Origin of the sequence: Desulfosarcina variabilis str. Montpellier, assembly GCF_048565275.1 — a bacterium.
Taxonomy (GTDB): Bacteria; Desulfobacterota; Desulfobacteria; order Desulfobacterales; family Desulfosarcinaceae; genus Desulfosarcina; species Desulfosarcina variabilis.
Genome location: NZ_CP159846.1, coordinates 9,172,739 through 9,190,693, shown reverse-complemented (window position 1 = coordinate 9,190,693; position 17,955 = coordinate 9,172,739). Strand labels below are relative to the sequence as shown.

Below are 17,955 nucleotides of genomic sequence, written 5' to 3'. Positions count from 1 at the left end.
GATGTATTTACCATATTTGAAAAATATAGCAAGCTTTTAACTAATCACCTAAATAACTTTTGACAAGGTGGCCACAAGTGTTTATGGTCTTATTATTATAAACCCATAAAGACAGTGGCTATGGAACTCTTAACAGAGGCGATATCAAATATAATCAAATCATTAAATAGTGTTACACCCACGGCAATTATTTTTTTATCTGCACTATGTTATTTGGCGACAGTAACTTTCGGAATCATTTTCATCCTTTGTCTTCGCCCGAAAAAAACCAAATGAACCGAGGGAAATGCCATGAATCTTATTGAGGACCGATGGCTACGTTATGCTCATCATTCAGGAAATACCAAATCCAAAATTGCCCCATACGAAATCACTAAAAACATTCGCAGCTCCAACCCCATCACCGATGTAATAACAGACAGACCCGATTTCAAAGGAGCCTTGTATCAATTCCTCATCGGTCTGCTTCAAACCATCATGTCTCCCAAGACAGACAAAGAATGGTTTTCCTTGTGGAAAACGCCACCAACCTCGGACGAATTAAATGGTCGATTTGCGGCCATGGCGCACGCCTTCGAATTCGATTCGGATGGGCCGGCATTCATGCAAGACTTCGACTTGACTGAGGGCGAGTCAAAAACCATCTCTGCGCTTCTAATAGAATCTCCCGGTGGCAAAACACTGCGCGACAACCTTGATCACTTTATAAAAAGAGGGCGTATTGAGGCCGTTTGTCATACCTGTGCGGCTCTTGCCTTGTTTACTTTGCAGACAAACGCACCTTCAGGAGGTGTCGGTCACCGGGTCGGATTACGTGGTGGCGGACCATTAACGACATTGATTGATCTGGATGAAACTACCTCTGGAACAAACGCAGGCACGCAAACGCTTTGGCACAAGCTGTGGCTCAATGTGTTACCGGAAGACGCTCTTTTACCTAAAGAAGACAATCAACGCCATTATAGTGTTGATTTGACGAAAATATTTCCATGGCTCGGACCAACACCCACCAGCGAGAAAAAAACGGGTAAAGATACATTTCTGAGCGATGTGCATCCTTATCAGATGTTTTGGGGAATGCCCCGCCGAATTCGAATTGATTTTAAAGACCTTACGAAAGGACGATGTGATGTCTGCGGTGCCGAAGACACACCTCTCATCCGACATTTCATAACGAAAAATTATGGCATCAATTATTCCGGGATCTGGGAGCATCCATTAACGCCGTACTCCCGAAAAAAACAGACCGATGAACCATTGCCACTTCATGGCCAAAAAGGAGGCGTCACCTATCGCAACTGGTTGGGACTTACATTGGGGGATAGAGATAATTGTCAATTTCCCGCAAGGACCATTGCGCATTTTTTCGATAAACGTATCCGCCGGCTGAAAATGGATCGAAATCCACGCATTTGGGCTTTTGGCTATGACATGGACAACATGAAAGCGCGATGCTGGTACGACTCGAGGATGCCACTTTACAACATGAACCCTTCGATCAGAGAAACGATTAAGGACATAGTTGCCAAGATCATCGACGCGGCTGTGGAAATGAATGCGAATTTAAGAAAAGAGATCCGAAATGCCCGCTATAAACGTCCGCAGGATGTTAAGGGTGATTGGTCATTTGTGGACAATGCGTTCTGGCAGTCCACCGAAGGCACTTTTTACGACTGCTTGCAGGAGAGTATAGACACTTTGAATAAAGGTAAAAACACGAATGATGTCATGAGAAAAATCCACCGATTGCTCAAACGTACGGCGATGGCACTGTTCGATGAATATTCGATGGGTGGGCCATTTGGTGACATGGACATGCGCCGTGTGGTCAGTGCGCGACGAAAATTATCCATCTGGCTCGAAACTGGGAAAAAAACAAAAGAACTGCTTGGCAAGGCGTGAGCCGATAACAGACGGGAGGGGCGATGACAAAAAAGCCGTTAATGACAAGCTTTCTTAAAGAAAAGAAGAATCGTGATGCCATTGTTGAATGGAAAAAACGACTGGATGACAACCGTGGTGAGCGTGCTCGACTTCGGCGTTGCCGGGAACCGATGCAGGTTTTGCTGAATGCCTCCTATTATGAGCTCAAGGCGTCGATACCAGATTTGCCGAACAGCCAGTCACTGGCCTTGGCCGCTGTTGCAGGACTTCTTTCCATCGCAGATTATAGTGGGGGGAGTTTGCCGCAAAAGACTTTTGCGACCCAACTAGGCTCCGCAAAAACTGAAGGCAGTGCTCCGGTAATGAGTGAATCCCGATTTCGGCAGCTTATCAAAAGTCGTGACTGGCCGGAGTTTTATCGTCGCATGCGACGCGCCATTAAAATGGTAGGTTCCAACGTGAATATCATTTCTGTTGCCGATTTGGTTTTTCAATTCGGATTTAAAGGGCGTGGAAAAATTAGGCCGGAACCCGGCCAGAGCTTTCAGTTCCGGTTTGCTGAAGACTACTTTGAAGCAAGTATAAAAAGTGAAAAAACTGCAGGCAAAAAGGAGGTTTCATGAGTCGATTTATCCAATTACATGTTCTCACATCCTACCCACCGGCCAACCTTAACCGCGATGATCAAGGCCGACCGAAGACCGCTAAAATGGGGGGCGTGGATCGCCTGCGAATTTCATCCCAAAGTTTAAAGAGAGCCTGGCGTACATCCGATCTGTTTAAAGATGCACTTGACGGACATGTCGGAACGCGCACAAAGCGGGCCGGTGTTGAAGTGCGTAACCGCTTGGTTGAAATGGGGGTTGACGAAAAGAAATCCAAAACATGGGCCAAATCAATCGCTGGTGTTTTTGGTAAATTGAAAAAGGAAAACAAGAAAAACCCTGATGAAGATTTGAGTATAGAGCAGCTTGCCCATTTCAGCCCGGAAGAGTGGAATTCAATCATGAAATTGGCCAAACTTCTGGCAAACGAAAAACGACCACCCAGCGAGGACGAACTCACCCTTCTAAAAAAAAACAATAAGGCCGTGGATATCGCTTTCTTTGGCCGAATGCTGGCAGATAAGCCGTTTTATAACGTTGAGGCTGCAGTACAGGTGGCCCACGCCATTTCAACCCATGATGTGGCTATAGAAGACGATTATTTCACTGCGGTTGATGACCTCAATCGCGGTGATGTGGATGCAGGCGCCGGGCATGTGGGGGATGCTGGTTTTGCGGCAGGGTTATTTTATCTGTATTCGTGTATCAATCGCGAGCAGCTGGTAAAAAACCTCGATGGGGATGAAGCATTGGCCGCTAATGCGATCGCTGCATTTGTGGAAACCGTTGCCAAAATAGCTCCAGGAGGCAAACAGAACAGTTTTGCCTCAAGGGCTTACGCTTCCTACATATTGGCCGAGCGTGGTGATCAACAACCCCGTTCTCTATCAGTTTCATTCCTGAGGCCCGTCAGAGGGAAAGATCTTCTTTTAGACAGTATAAAAGCACTTGAGCAGCAAAGAGAAAAAATGGATCAGGCATATGGCGATTGCGCTGCTCAACATATCATTATGAATGTGGAAGCGGGCGAGGGATCATTAAAGGCCATTGTGGATTTTTGTAAGGAGTAACCATGCCGGATTATCTTATATTTCAACTATACGGCCAGATGGCTGCGTGGGGTGATATCGCTGTGGGTGAAACGCGGCGCAGTGCGCTTCAGCCGAGCAAATCTGCCCTGCTTGGGATTGTAGGGGCTTCTCTCGGTATCGACAGGAATGAGGAAGAGATTCACGCCGCCATGGCATCCGCTTACGGGATTGGCATTAAAGTTGTTTCAGCAGGCACATTGTTGGTGGATTACCATACCGTCCAGGTCCCACCACAAAAACGCAATGTCGTTTTTGCAACACGCAAGGAAGAACTGGCCGCGGATAAATTGGGAACGCTCCTATCAAGCCGGGAATATAGATGTGATGCCGCGTATGTAGTTGCACTGTGGAGTGAAAAAGAGTCTGCTCCATTTGCTCTGAAAGAATTGTGCAGTGCTCTGAGAAAACCGAAATACCTTCTCTACCTTGGCCGAAAATCGTGCCCGATCTCTATTCCGTGCACCCCGGAGGTCAGTAAGTACGAGACGCTGAAAGATGCTTTGGACAGCCGAGCGGATTTTGAAGAAAAATTTTTACGGTTTGGTCGCCAACATAGCCAGATGTATTGCTGGGACGAAACGCCGGACAGCGGATTACATGCCACTCAAGACGTGGAGCGGTGGGATGTGCCAAAAAGCAGGCAACGGTGGCAATTCAGCCCTCGAACGGAAAAACTGTTTGTGTCCTATAAGGAGGCGTGATGTATTTCAGCCGTGTCAGCATAGATGCGAAATCAGCTGATCCAGAAGACTTGGTTGCGTTGTTAAAAGGTGATGTTTACAATGTTCACCAAATTATTTGGCGCCTGTTTCCAGAAGATCAGGAAGCTAAGCGCGATTTTCTTTTTCGTCGGGAAGTCGCCAATGGTTGGCCATTTTTTTATTTGGTTTCTGAACGAAAGCCGCAACCACTATCGGGGTTGGTCCGCGTTGAGAGTAAGACCTATCAGCCAAAACTGCACAATGGCCAGCAGTTGGCGTTCAGCCTACGTATCAATCCCGTGATTACTAAAAAAGCTGCTGATGGCAAAAAAAGATACCGTCACGATATTGTGATGAATGCAAAGCACAGCCTGAAGGCTTCATCAATATCGCAAATGGATTGCTCAGCTGGCGAGCTTCAACACACTGTTGGTATCAAATGGCTTGGTGAAAGGGCCGAGAAACTCGGATTCGGTTTTGACCCAGAGAACGTTCGCATTTATGGTTATCAACAACACCGATTTACAAGCAAAAAGCAAAAAGACAAAATTCAATTCAGTGTTCTCGATTACAACGGTTTATTGATGGTAACTGAATCTGATCGATTCTATCGAACGTTGATGAAGGGTATAGGACGGGCCAAAGCCTTTGGCTGCGGCCTGATGTTGGTTAGAAGAGTTTAAATAATCCATCCCTATTGGGATGGGAGAGATTTATTATGACCTACGCCCGCTTCGAAGACCTACCCGTCTGGAAAGAAGCTATCCGGCTGGCCAACGGTGTATATGACATGACCGAAAGTTTAGACTGGAAGGGCAGTCGGAGTCTGCGTGATCAGATCGAACGGGCGGCTCTGTCCGTGTCGAACAATATTGCCGAAGGTTTTGAGCGTGGCACCACCAAGGAATTGTTGGCGTTTCTTTACATTGCCCGAGGATCGGCCGGTGAGGTCCGTTCCATGCTCTGCTTCATCGAACAACGAAGGGTGTTTGCCCATTTCAAATCTCAAATTTCAAATTTGAAATCCATGGCCGAGGGTTGTTCCCGCCAGTTGCGTGGATGGGCCGATCACCTGCAGAATTCCGAAATAAAGGGACAGCGGCATTTAACCAAGCAGTCAAAGCAACAATATCACTTCAAGAAAGGTGCCGAGGAATTTGAAAGGCAGCTTTTGGAGCGCCTGCCTCCCAATCATCCAAAACGAAAAAGGATGATGGAACAACAAAAATCGAGGAAAAAGTAATGCCCGTGCCGCCTCCCATTCCACTGAAGCCTATTCCCATTAAAAATCGCGTTTCCATGATTTTCGTCTATTATGGCCGTATTGATGTCAAGGACGGTGCATTTGTGGTTATCAACGAAATCGATGGCGTGGACCGGGAACGCAAACATATCCCCGTTGGGTCGGTGGCCTGCGTCATGCTCGAGCCGGGAACCCGAATCAGCCACGCGGCAGTAAAACTGGCCGCTGCCACGGGTACACTGCTGATCTGGGTGGGGGAGGCCGGTGTGCGGCTTTATTCCTCGGGACAGCCGGGTGGCGCCCGATCCGATAAACTGCTCTATCAGGCCAAATTGGCCTTGGATGAGGGATTGCGACTTAAAGTCGTAAAAAAGATGTTTGAAATCCGTTTTGGCGAAAAACCGCCTGAACGCCGGAGTGTCGATCAGCTTCGGGGCATAGAAGGCACCCGGGTCAAAAAGCTCTATGAGTTGCTTGCCAGACAGTATGGTGTGAAATGGAAGGGGAGGCGATACGATCCAAAGCGCTGGGAAAGCGGAGATGTGGTTAACCAGTGCTTGAGTTCGGCAACATCGTGCCTGTATGGTGTTACCGAAGCGGCAGTCCTTGCGGCAGGCTATGCGCCGGCTGTTGGTTTTCTGCATACCGGAAAACCCCTTTCATTTGTATACGATATCGCAGACATCTTTAAATTCGAGACCGTTGTGCCGGTGGCGTTCCAGATTGCGTCGAAAAACCCAGGACAACCGGACCGTGAAGTGCGCATTGCCTGCCGGGATATTTTTCGCCAGACGCGCCTATTAAAAAAGATCATACCGGCCATCGAGGATATCCTTTCAGCCGGCGGAATAGACCCCCCTCCGCCGCCCGACGATGCACAACCGCCAGCCATCCCCGAACCCGAGAAAATTGGGGATGAAGGACATCGGAGCAAATAAGATGAGTATGCTTGTCATTGTTACTGAAGCCGTTCCACCGAGACTCAGAGGAAGGCTGGCCATATGGTTGCTTGAGATTAGAGCCGGTGTATATGTTGGCAACGTCTCCAAACGGATTCGCGAAATGATCTGGGAGCAGGTTTCGATGCTGGCGGAAGATGGTAATGTGGCCATGGCCTGGGCCACGAATACAGAATCTGGTTTCGACTTCCAGACATACGGAAAAAACAGGAGGGTTCCCATAGACTATGATGGGCTGAGGTTGGTGTCTTTTTTACCGCCGGAGGAAAGCAATGATGGCTCTGCTCTTTGACAATTTGGAATGTCATTTGGGATTCAAAATTCTTGGTAGATTTTTCGTTACTAAAAAAACTTCTTAATTTCAGGGTGATACAGGAAGTGAGTTCCCCACATGCGTGGGGATGAACCGAAATTTCAGAAAGGACAGGGATAAATGTGAACGAGTTCCCCACATGCGTGGGGATGAACCGGATTGATCATTGACGACACGTATGATGGTGAGAGAGTTCCCCACATGCGTGGGGATGAACCGCTCAAGGTCTGACAATGTCGCCAATGAAAATAGAGTTCCCCACATGCGTGGGGATGAACCGGCCGGCACCGCGTTATTGCTCCACAAACCTGAGAGTTCCCCACATGCGTGGGGATGAACCGAGATTTTTCTAAACGGTGCATCATGCGGGGCCGAGTTCCCCACATGCGTGGGGATGAACCGCCATTGTACCCATAGGCGTATTGGCACTCCAGGAGTTCCCCACATGCGTGGGGATGAACCGTGGCACAAACACTACCTCGACCAATACCACTGGAGTTCCCCACATGCGTGGGGATGAACCGGCCGACCTGCCGGGGTTTGCCGGGTACTGCGCCGAGTTCCCCACATGCGTGGGGATGAACCGCAGTTGGTGATGATTTCCCGGCCGGCTGCCAGGAGTTCCCCACATGCGTGGGGATGAACCGCTAATTTACGTTCCCAACTTCATAAAGTACAACGAGTTCCCCACATGCGTGGGGATGAACCGTATACTCGCTGCGTCGTAGCGCCATCAGGACTGAGTTCCCCACATGCGTGGGGATGAACCGCGTTCTGCTTTTTTCTCCTTTCTGGTTGGTGGGAGTTCCCCACATGCGTGGGGATGAACCGTGTTTTTTTGCATCAATGCGACAGCCGACAACGAGTTCCCCACATGCGTGGGGATGAACCGCTGGCCGGGTACCGACATTTGGAGGACCGCCACGAGTTCCCCACATGCGTGGGGATGAACCGGGCGGGTACCTGCGGTGTACCAACGCCCCCACGAGTTCCCCACATGCGTGGGGATGAACCGGAATGCCCGTTGATTGTGGACCATGAGTTGAAGAGTTCCCCACATGCGTGGGGATGAACCGAAATATAGCGATAGCGAGGTTAAGAAATTCAAGAGTTCCCCACATGCGTGGGGATGAACCGGACTCAAACACGGCTGACGGCCTGAACGTCCAGAGTTCCCCACATGCGTGGGGATGAACCGGCATTGGGATGTATAAAGGCGTGACTAATTCCGAGTTCCCCACATGCGTGGGGATGAACCGTAACCCCGCCAGACGAGGCTGGATATATCTGGGAGTTCCCCACATGCGTGGGGATGAACCGGTATTCTTTTGCATCGATGCGACAGCCGACAGCGAGTTCCCCACATGCGTGGGGATGAACCGGATCGAAGCTTTTTTGGGGACGGGCCACGCCAACCCATCGGTATAAAGGCTAAATTATTGATTGGAAGGGCCGAAATACCCCCTATATCGCAATTTTTAAGGTCAAAAACCGCGATATAGGATTTCTAATTATGGCAAGAGCTAAACGGCATTATATCCCCTATCAAATTTGGCACATCACCCAAAGATGCCATAAACGGGAATTCCTGCTGAAATTTAAGCAGGACCGATATCGCTGGATTCAATGGCTTTTTGAGGCCAAGCGGCGCTTTGGATTGGTGGTATTGAACTATCTTGCGACCTCAAATCACATCCATATAATCGTAAAAGATGACAGTGAAAATCGTATTATTCCCCAGGCGATTGGATTGATCGCCGGAAGAACGGCACAGGAATACAACCAGCGTAAAAAACGCAAAGGGGCATTCTGGGAAGACCGTTACCATGCCACTGCCATCGAATCCGGAGAGCATCTGCTGCAATGTTTGGTTTACGTCGACTTGAATATGGTCCGTGCCGGCGTTGTCGACCATCCATCCCAATGGCCACACGGAGGTTATAATGAAATTCAAGCACCCCGACGAAAAAATGTCATCATCGCATACGATAGGCTAAGGGAATTGGCTGGATTCAAGAATTATGATGCTTTCGCTTCAGCCCACCACAAATGGGTTCAAGCGGCTCTCGAAGAAATTGATAACACGAGGCAAAGTCGCTGGACGGAAAGTGTTGCCGTTGGAAGCAAGCCCTTTATCCAAGGCATTAAAAACGCAATGGGAGTGATGGCAAAAGGCCGTTTGGTCCAACCCACCGAAGGGGCATTTGAGCTGCGGGAAGCGCAATTGGCCTATAATGCGATTTTTGAAAATCGCAAAATAGGTCCCAAATAGAACAGCTTTTTCAATCTTTTCCATTTTATTTCAGTTGATTGGCTTGGCCCGTCCCCAGACCTCCGCCCCCCAGACCTCCGCCAGACCTACCAGACCTCATGTCCCCAGACCTCCCATGGGACTCTTTCTTATGACTCTTCAGGAGATGGCCCCGCATCCTGTTCCTATTCGCCAAGATATTTGATAATAATCTCGTCCACAATACCCTCTACCCTGATTTCCTCAAAGACTTTCCGATAGTCATTGACGATTTGAGGATCAATATTTTTTGTCCCCGCGATATATAAGCCGGATTTAAAAATCGGTGGGCCGAAGACAAGTTTGTCTTCATACGGTGTTCCCCTGGCAAAGAATCTTGCAAAGGCCCGACCGACACACCAGGCATCGGCCCGTCCGGCCGCCAACATTTTCAACAAAGAGAGCTTTCCCCAAGGGTAGGCATCAATATTTGTAAAGCCTTTCTTAACAAGTAGATTGTAGGCAGGCAGATTTTTATAAGCAAGAATCCTTTCTAATCCGCTGGCCGCTTCAAGATCGACCGGATCACCGCCGACAGTGACGAAAACGATTTCAAAGGGCATCACATTTACGATCCATGTCCAGTCTTTTTCAAAAGAATCCGTTCGGGTTACCGGGGCTAGGATATAGTTTTCGTTGGCAACGGCATCATGTTTCAGCACTCTATTCAACGGCAGTTTACGGGGTATTTTATTCGTGCCCAGGCGCTTTTCGATTTCCTTGACGATATCCGGGAAAATTCCGGTATTTCTATCCATTGACCATGGCGCAAAATCGATAGTAATAATACTGTAATCAGCTGCAGTTGCGTGAATAGATAAAAAAAGGGGCAGCAGGCAAACCACCAGAATATCGATCCAGGTCCTTTTCCTACCCGCGAAATATGCGCAGAATTCTGAAAACAAGAAGATCCTCCTATTTCAGGCCGGACAATAGTTAAGCGAACATCATTATTCGACCTTATATGATCAAGACAATTTGACATCAAATTGAAAAAAATGGACGGATTGGAACTTGACGTAATTGGAACTTGACGTATCCGTTAAAGCCACCATTTCATTCAACCGGAGGCCAATATGAATTACAAACAAGTAATCGGCATTTTATCGCTTACCCTGATCATGGGGTGCGTTGCAACGAAGCCTTCTTTTGTGGAAAACGGGTTGTACATTAATCCAAAGTATCAATTCTCACTGCAAGTGCCGGAGGGGTGGACGGTATCCAATGAAATTCCTGAGAGTTTCAGCAAAAAAATGTCAATTTTGGACAGATACAAGTTCAAGGCCACATTTTCCGACTTGAACAATAAACGCTTCATTGTAATAGCAGCTGAAAAAACCGACGCCGGCTGGACAAGTTTTAAAATGTATTCCGACCGGTTCATTTCCTCCCTTGATGGATTTTATGCCAGGGATAAGAAGCGGTTCAGCAGCAAGCCCGGTTGGAAATATTATAATTACTCAATTTTTAATGACAACATTGAAGAATGCAGCAATGCCTGCATTGCTTCGGAAATCCTAATGCAATGTCAGGACTTGAAGGCGATCGCAAACAGCATCATTTATAAAGGCAGCTATGGCAAGCTTTATTCTGTCTCGATCGTTTTGGTCAGCCGTGAATCAAAATACGATAGTGGCCTGGTGCATTTCAAAAAGACCGTTGATTCTTTTGAAATGCGCTGATTGCCATTTTCAATCTTCAACGTTGGACGTTCAGTTCTCGATGTTCCTTAACTTGGTTTTCAGCCCCCTTCGAGGGCATTTTTTACGAGCTTATCAACGCTGAAAGCCTGCAAAAACCGCTACCGCTCCAGGATAAACCCCTTGGATGGATGGTCGACAAATCGGCCGTCAGGCTGCCGCACAACGATCAAACACTCCACCGATGGCAACCCGTCCACCAGGGCCACGCCTTTTTCCGGCCCCATGACCATCAGGGCCGTGGCCAGCCCGTCGGCGACGGTGCAGTTGGCCGCCACGACCGTGGCGCTGACCACGCCGCTCGTCTCCGGCCAGCCGGTACGCGGATCGATGATATGGGAGTAGAATTGGTCGCCGACCTTAAAGAAGATGCGATAGTCGCCGCTGGTGGCCATGGCCTGATTGGTCAGGCCTATAGCTTTGTAGACATCGGTAAAGGCTGCGTCCCGATCCGGCCGGTTGATGCCCACCTGCCAGGTCTTGCCGTCCTTGCGATGGCCGCGGGCGAAAACCTCACCGCCGATTTCCACCAGAAAGTTCTCAAATCCCTTGTCGCCCAGTAAACGCGAAACCGCATCCACACCATACCCTTTGGCAATGGACGCCAGATCCAGGGTGACGGCCGGGTCGGTCTTGCGCATTTTGCCTGACTTGTCCATTTCAATGAGGTCAAAGCCGACATGGGCCAGGGCCTGATCGATTTGGGCTTGATCAGGGACCTGGTCGACTATTCCCTTGCGGCCGAAGCCCCATAGGGTGATCAAAGGATCCAGGGTGCCGTCCCAGGCGCCTTCGGTCAGGCGGTGTACCTCGGCGGCAACCGTCAGCACCTTGAGAAAATCTGCCGATGGAGAAAAGGTTTCTGCGGTGTTTTGGATGGCGTTGAAACGGCTGATTTCACTGGTCGGGTCATAGGTGGACATACTGCGGTTGATGGCTACCAAACGCGCGTCGATGTCCTGTTGGAGCGATTCGGCCGATGTGAAAAGACCGGCCACCACCTTGATGTGATAGGTGGTGCCCATGGTCTTGCCGGAAAGGGCCAGTTCCTTTTGGGGCAGGCAACCGGCAGCGAGCAGTGCTGGCAGGACGGCAACCAGAAGAAGAATTTTCGTAAAGGCTTGGCGTTGAAAAACAACTAACATATGCGCGGTAACTGCTCCCCGGTGAGCATATCCACGATACGCTCGCCGCCGATGTGAGTTTTCATGAATACCCGGCCGGGATGATCGTCGATCACCTCGCCGATGCGGCAGGCATCTTTTCCGTAGGGCGATTGCCTGATGATTGACAGCACGGTATCGGCCTGATCGGCCGGACAAAAGGCCAGCAGCTTGCCTTCATTGGCCACGTAAAGCGGATCGAACCCGAGCAGTTCGCACACCCCGGCCACGGCCGGCCGGACCGGCAGTTTGGCCTCGTGGATGCGGATGCCCACCTTGGATTTGCCGGCGATTTCATTGAGCGTGGTCCCCACGCCGCCGCGGGTGGGATCACGCAGCACATGAATATCGCACCCGCTGTCCAGCATCGCGGCCACCATGTGGTTGAGTGGCGCTGAATCGCTCTCAAGATCCGACTCAAAGGCCAGTCCCTGTCTCAGGGTGAGGATGGTCATGCCGTGATCGGCCATGGTGCCGCTCAGGATCACCGCATCCCCGGGCCGGGCATTGGCGCCGGACACATCGACCCCCTCCTTGATTGTGCCGATGCCGGCCGTATTGATGTAGATTTTGTCGGCCGCGCCCTTGGGCACCACTTTGGTGTCACCGGTTACCACCGCGATACCGGCGATTTGGGCGGCCTTGCGCATTTCTGCCACGACCCGCTCGAGATCGGCCATGGGAAAGCCTTCCTCGATGATCATGCCCACGCTCAAATAAAGGGGCGTGGCGCCGCACATGGCCACATCGTTGACCGTGCCGTTGATGGCCAGGTCGCCGATGCTGCCGCCGGGAAAGAAAATCGGGTCCACCACATAGGTGTCCGTGGAAAAGGCGAGGCGACCGGGGGCTACACTTAGCACCGCGCCATCGTCAAGCATGGCCAGGGCCGGATTGTCAAAGGCCGGCAGAAGCATTGTTTCAGTCAACTGATGAGAAATTTTGCCCCCACTGCCGTGGTCGAGTAGTATTTTGTCTGTTTTCATATTTTATTCGTACTGTGGTAGCGGTAGTACGCTGCACAAGTCCCCTCACTGGAGACCATGCACGGTCCCACCGGTGCCATGGGGTTGCATACGGTTTTATAAAGCGGGCACTGGGGCGGGATTTTCACGCCGGTGAGAATTTCTCCGCAGGCGCACCCTTTGGGTTCCGGAACAGGCTGCATGGTAATGTCAAAGGCGTTTAGGGCGTCGAAAGCCGCATAGGCTTCACGAATGGCCAGGCCGCTGGACGCGATGGTACCGATTCCCCGCCAGTCGGCATCGGCCACCTCGAACACCTGTTGCATGACCTCGACGGCCTTGACGTTGCCGGCGTCGGTGACGGCCCGTGCATAGGCGTTTTCCAGGGCCGGCGCCCCCGCTTCGATCTGGTCCACCAGCATGGCGATGCCCTGCAATAAATCGGTGGGCTCGAAACCGGCCACCACGCAAGGCACCTGATGCGCTTTGAAAAAGGGCCGGTAGGCATCCACACCGATGATGACCGAGACGTGACCGGGAAGCAGAAATCCGTCGATATTGATCTTGCCCGTGGCCAGTGCCGTAAGCGCCGGCGGAACGATTTTGTGGGCTGAAATCACGAAAAAATTCTTCAGCCCTTCCTGGCTCGCGGCCAGAATGGCGGCGGCGACCGTGGGGGCTGTGGTTTCGAAACCGACGCCCAGAAAGACCACCCGCTTGTCCGGGTGCTGGCGGGCCAGGGCCAGGGCATCGAAGGTGGAGTAGACGATGCGCACGTCGGCGCCATCGGCCTTTTCGCGCTGCAGGGAAGAGCCGCTGCCCGGCACGCGGATCAGGTCGCCAAAGGTGGCCACCATGGTGTCCGGCTCGCGGGTCAGTTTGATAAACGCGTCGATTTCTTTCTGGGCGGTCACACACACCGGGCAGCCCGGGCCGGAGAGCAGCGAGACGGTGTCCGGCAGCAATGAACGGATGCCGCTTCTGAAGATGGATACCGTGTGGGTGCCGCACACCTCCATCAGGCGGATGGGCCGCTTGTTGGTGCGGGTGATGCGGTCCGCCAGGTGCCGGGCGATGGCCGGGTCGTGACGGTCGCGGTTATGTTCTAAAGCCATGGAATATCATTCCTCTTTTACTTAACACTATCCAAACCCGTTCTCTCAAATTCTATCGTTTCGTTGTAGTCGCAGCGATTACCGCCTGCCCCAGTGAAATCCCCCCATCATTAGCCGGCACCAGGCGATGCGTCAGCACCTGAAAGCCGCTTTTCGCAAGGGCCGTGCAAAGCCCGGACAGCAGCCGGTCGTTCTGAAAAACACCGCCGCTCAAGGCCACCTGGTCGATGCCTGTACGATTGCGCAACTGCCGGCACAGGGCGTCGAACAAGGCCACCAGGGTGTTGTGAAACCGGGCGCTGATGGTCGCCGGTGATTGACCGCCACGCAGATCCTTTATTACCGCCCGGATCAGGGGGCTGCAAGGGATAATGATGGCGTCCTTGCCGGTTTCATCCCAGGAAAAATCGTACGTGCCGGTTTCCGCATTATCGGCGATGGCTTCCAGTTCTATGGCCGCCTGGCCTTCAAAGGCCACCTGTCCGCGCAGGCCGACCATGGCTGCCACGGCATCGAACAACCGGCCCAGGCTGGAAGTCAGCGGACAGTTGATGGTTTTGGCCATCATCTGATGGATGATCTGTATCTGCCGGGCGTCGGCAAAGCGGCCCAGGGGCAGATCCGTGATGTCCGAACCATCGTCGACCGTGGCCATCAAATGGGCCAGGGCCATGCGCCAGGGCTCGCGAATGGCGGCGGCACTGCCCGGCATGGGCACGGCCTCAAGGTGGGCCGCGCGGGTGAATCCTTGGTAATCGGCCACCAGCACCTCGCCGCCCCAGATGGTGCCGTCGGTGCCCAGCCCCGTGCCGTCAAAGGCCAGCCCGATCACTGGGCCGTGGGTCTTGTTTTCGGCCATGCAGGCGGCAATGTGGGCGTGGTGGTGCTGGACCTCGACCACGGGCAGATCGGTTGTCTCCCGGGCGTATTGGGTGCTCAGGTAATCGGGGTGCAGGTCGCAGGCCACGATTTGGGGAGTGATGTCCAGAATGCGTTTGAGGTGGTCGATGGTCAGGCGAAAAAAATCGTCGGTGGCGCGGTTTTCCAGATCGCCGATGTGCTGGCTGACAAACGCCTGTCGCCCCCGGGTGAGGCAGACCGTGTTTTTCAGCTCCGCCCCGCAGGCCAACACCGGTGGCAATTCATCCTTCAAGAACACCGGCACGGGCACGTAGCCTCGCGAGCGACGCAACGGGCGCATCTGCCCGGCGCTGTGACGCACGATGGAATCGTCGCTGCGCAGGTAGATGTCGCGGTCATGAATCAGAAAATCGTCGGCAATGTCGCGCAGTCGGCCAAATGCCTCCTGGTTGTCGATGGCGATGGGCTCTTCGCTCAGGTTGGCGGATGTCATTACCAGGGCGGTGAACCCGGCGTCCAGCAGCAGATGATGCAGCGGCGTATAGGGCAGCATGATGCCGAACGTGCGGCTTTTGGGGGCCACCGATGCGGCGATGGGGGTGGCGGCGTTTTTTTCGAGCAGCACGATGGGCCGCTGGATGGACACGAGCACCTTTTCTTCTTCCGGGGTGATTCGGGCAAGCGCGCGAATGTGTTCGATGCTGGCGCACATCAGGGCCAACGGCTTTTCCTCGCGATGTTTGCGCCGGCGCAGGCGCACCACCGCCGCCTCGTTGACCGCGTCCACGGCCAGGTGAAATCCGCCCAGGCCCTTGACGGCCACAATGCGACCCGCGCGGATGCGCCGGGCGGCCGCGGCAATGGGATCATCGGTGTCGATCGGTATCCCCCTGCCATTGCACAGGGTCACCTGCGGCCCGCACACCGGACAGGCATTGGGCTGGGCATGGAAACGCCGGTTGTTCGGATCATCATACTCGGCCTGGCAGTCGGGGCACATGGTAAAATGGCGCATGCTGGTCTTGGGCCGGTCGTAAGGGATATCGTCGATGATGGTGTAGCGCGGGCCGCAGTTGGTGCAGTTGATGAACGGATAGCGGTAGCGCCGGTCGGCAGGATCACGCATTTCGGCCAGGCAGTCCTCGCAGACCATCACATCCGGGGAGATGAGGGTGGCCCGGGTGGTGCTTGCCTGGCTTTTGACAATGGAAAAGGCGGTGAATCCTGAAAGCGGCGCCTGGGTTCGTGATATCTCCACAATCTGGGCCAGCGGCGGCTTGCGGCGGGGCAGATCGTCGATAAAGGACTGAATCTGATCTGCCGGCCCTTCAAGCCGGAGACTGACGCCCGTGGCGGTATTGGCCACCTCGCCGGTCAGGCCATAACGTCCGGCCAGCCCGTAGATGAAAGGCCGAAACCCCACCCCCTGTACAATACCGTTGATTTCAAGGCGAATCGCCGTGGGTGGGGGAGTTGTTGCAGGCGGCATTGCTCTGACTTGCTCGTTTATTCGTTTTCAGCGTTCAGATCGTCCACGATCGCGGCGGCTTCTCGAAGCAGGCGGATCGATTCGGCGGCTGCCGCTTCATCGAGTTTCTGGATGGCGAAGCCGGCATGCACGATCACGTAATCGCCGATGTTCACATCGTCCAGCAGCATCAGACTGGCCGAGCGCTGCACACCGTCCACGTCAATGGTGGCCATGCCGTTTTCAATGTGGGTCACTTTGGATGGAATCGCAAGGCACATAGTGGTTCAGGCCCTCTCTTTTTCGGTGTAGGTGACTCCCAGGCGGTCCATCTCGGACAGCACCATCTGGATCATGTCGTCGATGCGGTTTGCCGTTGTGGGGGTCAGCTCAATGGACAGGGTTTCGATGTCCTGGGGCTCGACGCCCACGATGACCGTTTCCGGCACCTTGTCCAGGGCCTGGCACAAGGTCAACGATTCCAAAAAATCGATTTGATGCAATGAGTTCTTGGCCCGGATCCGTTCCGGGATATCCTTTCCGTCGATGCGGTAAAGATCGCCGGGATTGCCCTTGTTGCGGATAACGTCGACCACGATCAACTGGTCCGCCTCGGAAATGACACCCATCAGGTTGATCCCCAGTACGCCGCCGTCGATCACCGAGACGTTGTCGGGAAAATCGTACCGTTGCTGTAGGGCTTCCACCACCCGGATGCCGAATCCTTCATCACTGAGGAGAATGTTGCCGACACCCATAATCATGACATGTTCAGTGTTCATTTTATCCCTGTGTTGGTCAAACGGATTACTACCATTTCTTTCGCGTCCATGCATGGACATGCGTGTACCACACGGTGGCGCTTTTCACCTTTGCATTGGTAGCATTAATTCTTCTTCCGTTCAAGGTATGATGATTAGGAAAAACCGCTTCTTCGGAAAGCTCCAGCCGATATCCACTTAAACTTGCGCGTTGCGGAGAACCGGATTCGGAAAATGGGTCTTTTGCGCGAGCCCTTAGTTGCGTCGATCCGTGGGCAGTGCCAGGTTATCATCATTTAAGGAAACATAGGCGGGGCGGCCGGGCTTAATGGTAACCGGCTGCTGCCAGGCCACCTTGTACCCGCCGATCATGGCCGGGAAGGTCACGACCACATAATAGTCTCCCGCGGGCACGTCCAGAAAGGCGAAATTGCCGGTATCCGAGGATTCGGCATGGGCGATCAGATAGTCGGGGCGGCCGCGATACTGGGAAAAGGTTTTGAAAAAATCCATGTGCATCTGGTTGATCCGATCCAGCCGCCGATGCCGCTCCATGCTGTTCAACGCCGGATCACGGGGCACGGCAATGGCCTTGCGGGTAAGAAAAACGCTGATATACTGACCGTAGGTGTGCTTGCCGGTGCCCTCCACAAGGGATATATCGCCAAGCAGCCACCCGCCGGCATATGCCAAATCGCCGGTGGCGAACAGGAACATCCAGACCATTGCCATCATCACGATCATAAGTCGGTGGATTATCATGTTGACCTCCAATTATTGAAATTATACCCACAACATGAAATAGTAAAGGATCTGATTCGTTCAGGAGATTTCAT

General features: G+C 52.6%; 18 protein-coding genes and 1 CRISPR repeat array. Of the genes, 10 read left to right on the top strand and 8 right to left on the bottom strand.

The genetic code is table 11. The annotated features are described in order from the left end of the window. The first annotated feature begins 291 nt into the window (after positions 1-291). The 9 genes from casA (at position 292) to Dvar_RS41175 (ending at position 9,068) form a co-directional block, all read left to right on the top strand. On the top strand, positions 292-1,902 hold the full coding sequence (gene casA, locus Dvar_RS41215; protein ID WP_419659282.1) for a type I-E CRISPR-associated protein Cse1/CasA: 1,611 nt from the start codon (positions 292-294) through the stop codon (positions 1,900-1,902). Positions 1,903-1,925: 23 nt separating this feature from the next. Then, complete coding sequence (gene casB / locus Dvar_RS41210) at positions 1,926-2,507, top strand: type I-E CRISPR-associated protein Cse2/CasB (protein WP_419659281.1); 582 nt, start codon at positions 1,926-1,928, stop codon at positions 2,505-2,507. Continuing rightward, positions 2,504-3,559: a type I-E CRISPR-associated protein Cas7/Cse4/CasC gene (gene cas7e, locus Dvar_RS41205; protein WP_419659280.1), complete on the top strand. Its 1,056-nt coding sequence runs from the start codon at positions 2,504-2,506 to the stop codon at positions 3,557-3,559. Before casB ends, cas7e begins: the two co-directional genes overlap by 4 nt. A gap of 2 nt (positions 3,560-3,561) precedes the next feature. Then, entirely contained in the window at positions 3,562-4,281 is a 720-nt protein-coding gene (gene cas5e / locus Dvar_RS41200) for a type I-E CRISPR-associated protein Cas5/CasD (RefSeq protein ID WP_419659279.1), read from the top strand. Further along, positions 4,281-4,964, top strand: a complete 684-nt coding sequence (gene cas6e / locus Dvar_RS41195) for a type I-E CRISPR-associated protein Cas6/Cse3/CasE (protein WP_419659278.1) — start codon at positions 4,281-4,283, stop codon at positions 4,962-4,964. The genes cas5e and cas6e overlap by 1 nt, the downstream gene beginning before the upstream one ends. Before the next feature lie 35 nt (positions 4,965-4,999). Beyond that, the gene (locus tag Dvar_RS41190; protein ID WP_419659277.1) at positions 5,000-5,524 is read left to right on the top strand and encodes a four helix bundle protein; all 525 of its coding nucleotides are present in this window, start codon (positions 5,000-5,002) and stop codon (positions 5,522-5,524) included. Continuing rightward, the gene (gene cas1e / locus Dvar_RS41185) at positions 5,524-6,462 is read left to right on the top strand and encodes a type I-E CRISPR-associated endonuclease Cas1e (protein WP_419659276.1); all 939 of its coding nucleotides are present in this window, start codon (positions 5,524-5,526) and stop codon (positions 6,460-6,462) included. Before Dvar_RS41190 ends, cas1e begins: the two co-directional genes overlap by 1 nt. After that, positions 6,440-6,775 (top strand): type I-E CRISPR-associated endoribonuclease Cas2e, encoded by a 336-nt coding sequence (gene cas2e, locus Dvar_RS41180; protein ID WP_419659275.1) that lies wholly within the window; start codon positions 6,440-6,442, stop codon positions 6,773-6,775. The genes cas1e and cas2e overlap by 23 nt, the downstream gene beginning before the upstream one ends. 88 nt (positions 6,776-6,863) lie before the next feature. Beyond that, positions 6,864-8,178: a CRISPR direct-repeat array (repeat unit 29 nt; unit sequence GAGTTCCCCACATGCGTGGGGATGAACCG). A 131-nt stretch (positions 8,179-8,309) separates the two neighbouring features. Beyond that, a complete protein-coding gene (locus tag Dvar_RS41175; RefSeq protein ID WP_419659274.1) occupies positions 8,310-9,068 on the top strand; it encodes a transposase in 759 nt (252 codons plus the stop codon). Between the two features lie 164 nt (positions 9,069-9,232). On the opposite strand, the gene Dvar_RS41170 is transcribed toward Dvar_RS41175, so the two are convergent. Continuing rightward, positions 9,233-9,991 carry a substrate-binding periplasmic protein gene (locus tag Dvar_RS41170; RefSeq protein WP_419659273.1) on the bottom strand — a complete coding sequence of 253 codons (759 nt, stop codon included), beginning with the start codon at positions 9,989-9,991 and terminating at the stop codon, positions 9,233-9,235. A 171-nt stretch (positions 9,992-10,162) separates the two neighbouring features. Here Dvar_RS41170 and Dvar_RS41165 point away from each other — a divergent pair, with 171 nt between their 5' ends. Beyond that, on the top strand, positions 10,163-10,768 hold the full coding sequence (locus Dvar_RS41165; RefSeq protein ID WP_419659272.1) for a hypothetical protein: 606 nt from the start codon (positions 10,163-10,165) through the stop codon (positions 10,766-10,768). Positions 10,769-10,887: 119 nt separating this feature from the next. Here Dvar_RS41165 and Dvar_RS41160 read toward each other — a convergent pair whose 3' ends face one another. From Dvar_RS41160 to Dvar_RS41130, 7 genes are all read right to left on the bottom strand, one after another. Further along, positions 10,888-11,931, bottom strand: a complete 1,044-nt coding sequence (locus Dvar_RS41160; RefSeq protein WP_419659271.1) for an FAD:protein FMN transferase — start codon at positions 11,929-11,931, stop codon at positions 10,888-10,890. Then, positions 11,925-12,935: a hydrogenase expression/formation protein HypE gene (gene hypE / locus Dvar_RS41155; RefSeq protein ID WP_419659270.1), complete on the bottom strand. Its 1,011-nt coding sequence runs from the start codon at positions 12,933-12,935 to the stop codon at positions 11,925-11,927. The genes Dvar_RS41160 and hypE overlap by 7 nt, the downstream gene beginning before the upstream one ends. After that, positions 12,932-14,029: a hydrogenase formation protein HypD gene (gene hypD / locus Dvar_RS41150; protein WP_419659269.1), complete on the bottom strand. Its 1,098-nt coding sequence runs from the start codon at positions 14,027-14,029 to the stop codon at positions 12,932-12,934. Before hypD ends, hypE begins: the two co-directional genes overlap by 4 nt. A 52-nt stretch (positions 14,030-14,081) precedes the next feature. Further along, positions 14,082-16,379: a carbamoyltransferase HypF gene (gene hypF / locus Dvar_RS41145; RefSeq protein ID WP_419659268.1), complete on the bottom strand. Its 2,298-nt coding sequence runs from the start codon at positions 16,377-16,379 to the stop codon at positions 14,082-14,084. Between the two features lie 17 nt (positions 16,380-16,396). Beyond that, entirely contained in the window at positions 16,397-16,639 is a 243-nt protein-coding gene (locus Dvar_RS41140) for a HypC/HybG/HupF family hydrogenase formation chaperone (RefSeq protein WP_419659267.1), read from the bottom strand. A gap of 6 nt (positions 16,640-16,645) precedes the next feature. Continuing rightward, positions 16,646-17,140: a HyaD/HybD family hydrogenase maturation endopeptidase gene (locus Dvar_RS41135; protein ID WP_419659266.1), complete on the bottom strand. Its 495-nt coding sequence runs from the start codon at positions 17,138-17,140 to the stop codon at positions 16,646-16,648. 234 nt (positions 17,141-17,374) lie between these two features. Next, entirely contained in the window at positions 17,375-17,881 is a 507-nt protein-coding gene (locus tag Dvar_RS41130) for a carboxypeptidase-like regulatory domain-containing protein (protein WP_419659265.1), read from the bottom strand. Positions 17,882-17,955: the final 74 nt, after the last annotated feature.

Excerpts from the sequence above, each read along its gene's own strand:
- Dvar_RS41165 (WP_419659272.1), top strand. The coding sequence starts at position 10,163 with ATGAATTACAAACAAGTAATCGGCATTTTATCGCTTACCCTGATCATG.
- Dvar_RS41135 (WP_419659266.1), bottom strand. The coding sequence starts at position 17,140 with ATGAACACTGAACATGTCATGATTATGGGTGTCGGCAACATTCTCCTC.
- casB (WP_419659281.1), top strand. The coding sequence starts at position 1,926 with ATGACAAAAAAGCCGTTAATGACAAGCTTTCTTAAAGAAAAGAAGAAT.
- cas7e (WP_419659280.1), top strand. The coding sequence starts at position 2,504 with ATGAGTCGATTTATCCAATTACATGTTCTCACATCCTACCCACCGGCC.
- Dvar_RS41130 (WP_419659265.1), bottom strand. The coding sequence starts at position 17,881 with ATGATAATCCACCGACTTATGATCGTGATGATGGCAATGGTCTGGATG.
- hypD (WP_419659269.1), bottom strand. The coding sequence starts at position 14,029 with ATGGCTTTAGAACATAACCGCGACCGTCACGACCCGGCCATCGCCCGG.
- cas2e (WP_419659275.1), top strand. The coding sequence starts at position 6,440 with ATGAAGGACATCGGAGCAAATAAGATGAGTATGCTTGTCATTGTTACT.
- hypF (WP_419659268.1), bottom strand. The coding sequence starts at position 16,379 with ATGCCGCCTGCAACAACTCCCCCACCCACGGCGATTCGCCTTGAAATC.
- Dvar_RS41160 (WP_419659271.1), bottom strand. The coding sequence starts at position 11,931 with ATGTTAGTTGTTTTTCAACGCCAAGCCTTTACGAAAATTCTTCTTCTG.
- Dvar_RS41140 (WP_419659267.1), bottom strand. The coding sequence starts at position 16,639 with ATGTGCCTTGCGATTCCATCCAAAGTGACCCACATTGAAAACGGCATG.
- Dvar_RS41190 (WP_419659277.1), top strand. The coding sequence starts at position 5,000 with ATGACCTACGCCCGCTTCGAAGACCTACCCGTCTGGAAAGAAGCTATC.
- casA (WP_419659282.1), top strand. The coding sequence starts at position 292 with ATGAATCTTATTGAGGACCGATGGCTACGTTATGCTCATCATTCAGGA.
- cas6e (WP_419659278.1), top strand. The coding sequence starts at position 4,281 with ATGTATTTCAGCCGTGTCAGCATAGATGCGAAATCAGCTGATCCAGAA.
- cas1e (WP_419659276.1), top strand. The coding sequence starts at position 5,524 with ATGCCCGTGCCGCCTCCCATTCCACTGAAGCCTATTCCCATTAAAAAT.
- Dvar_RS41175 (WP_419659274.1), top strand. The coding sequence starts at position 8,310 with ATGGCAAGAGCTAAACGGCATTATATCCCCTATCAAATTTGGCACATC.
- cas5e (WP_419659279.1), top strand. The coding sequence starts at position 3,562 with ATGCCGGATTATCTTATATTTCAACTATACGGCCAGATGGCTGCGTGG.
- hypE (WP_419659270.1), bottom strand. The coding sequence starts at position 12,935 with ATGAAAACAGACAAAATACTACTCGACCACGGCAGTGGGGGCAAAATT.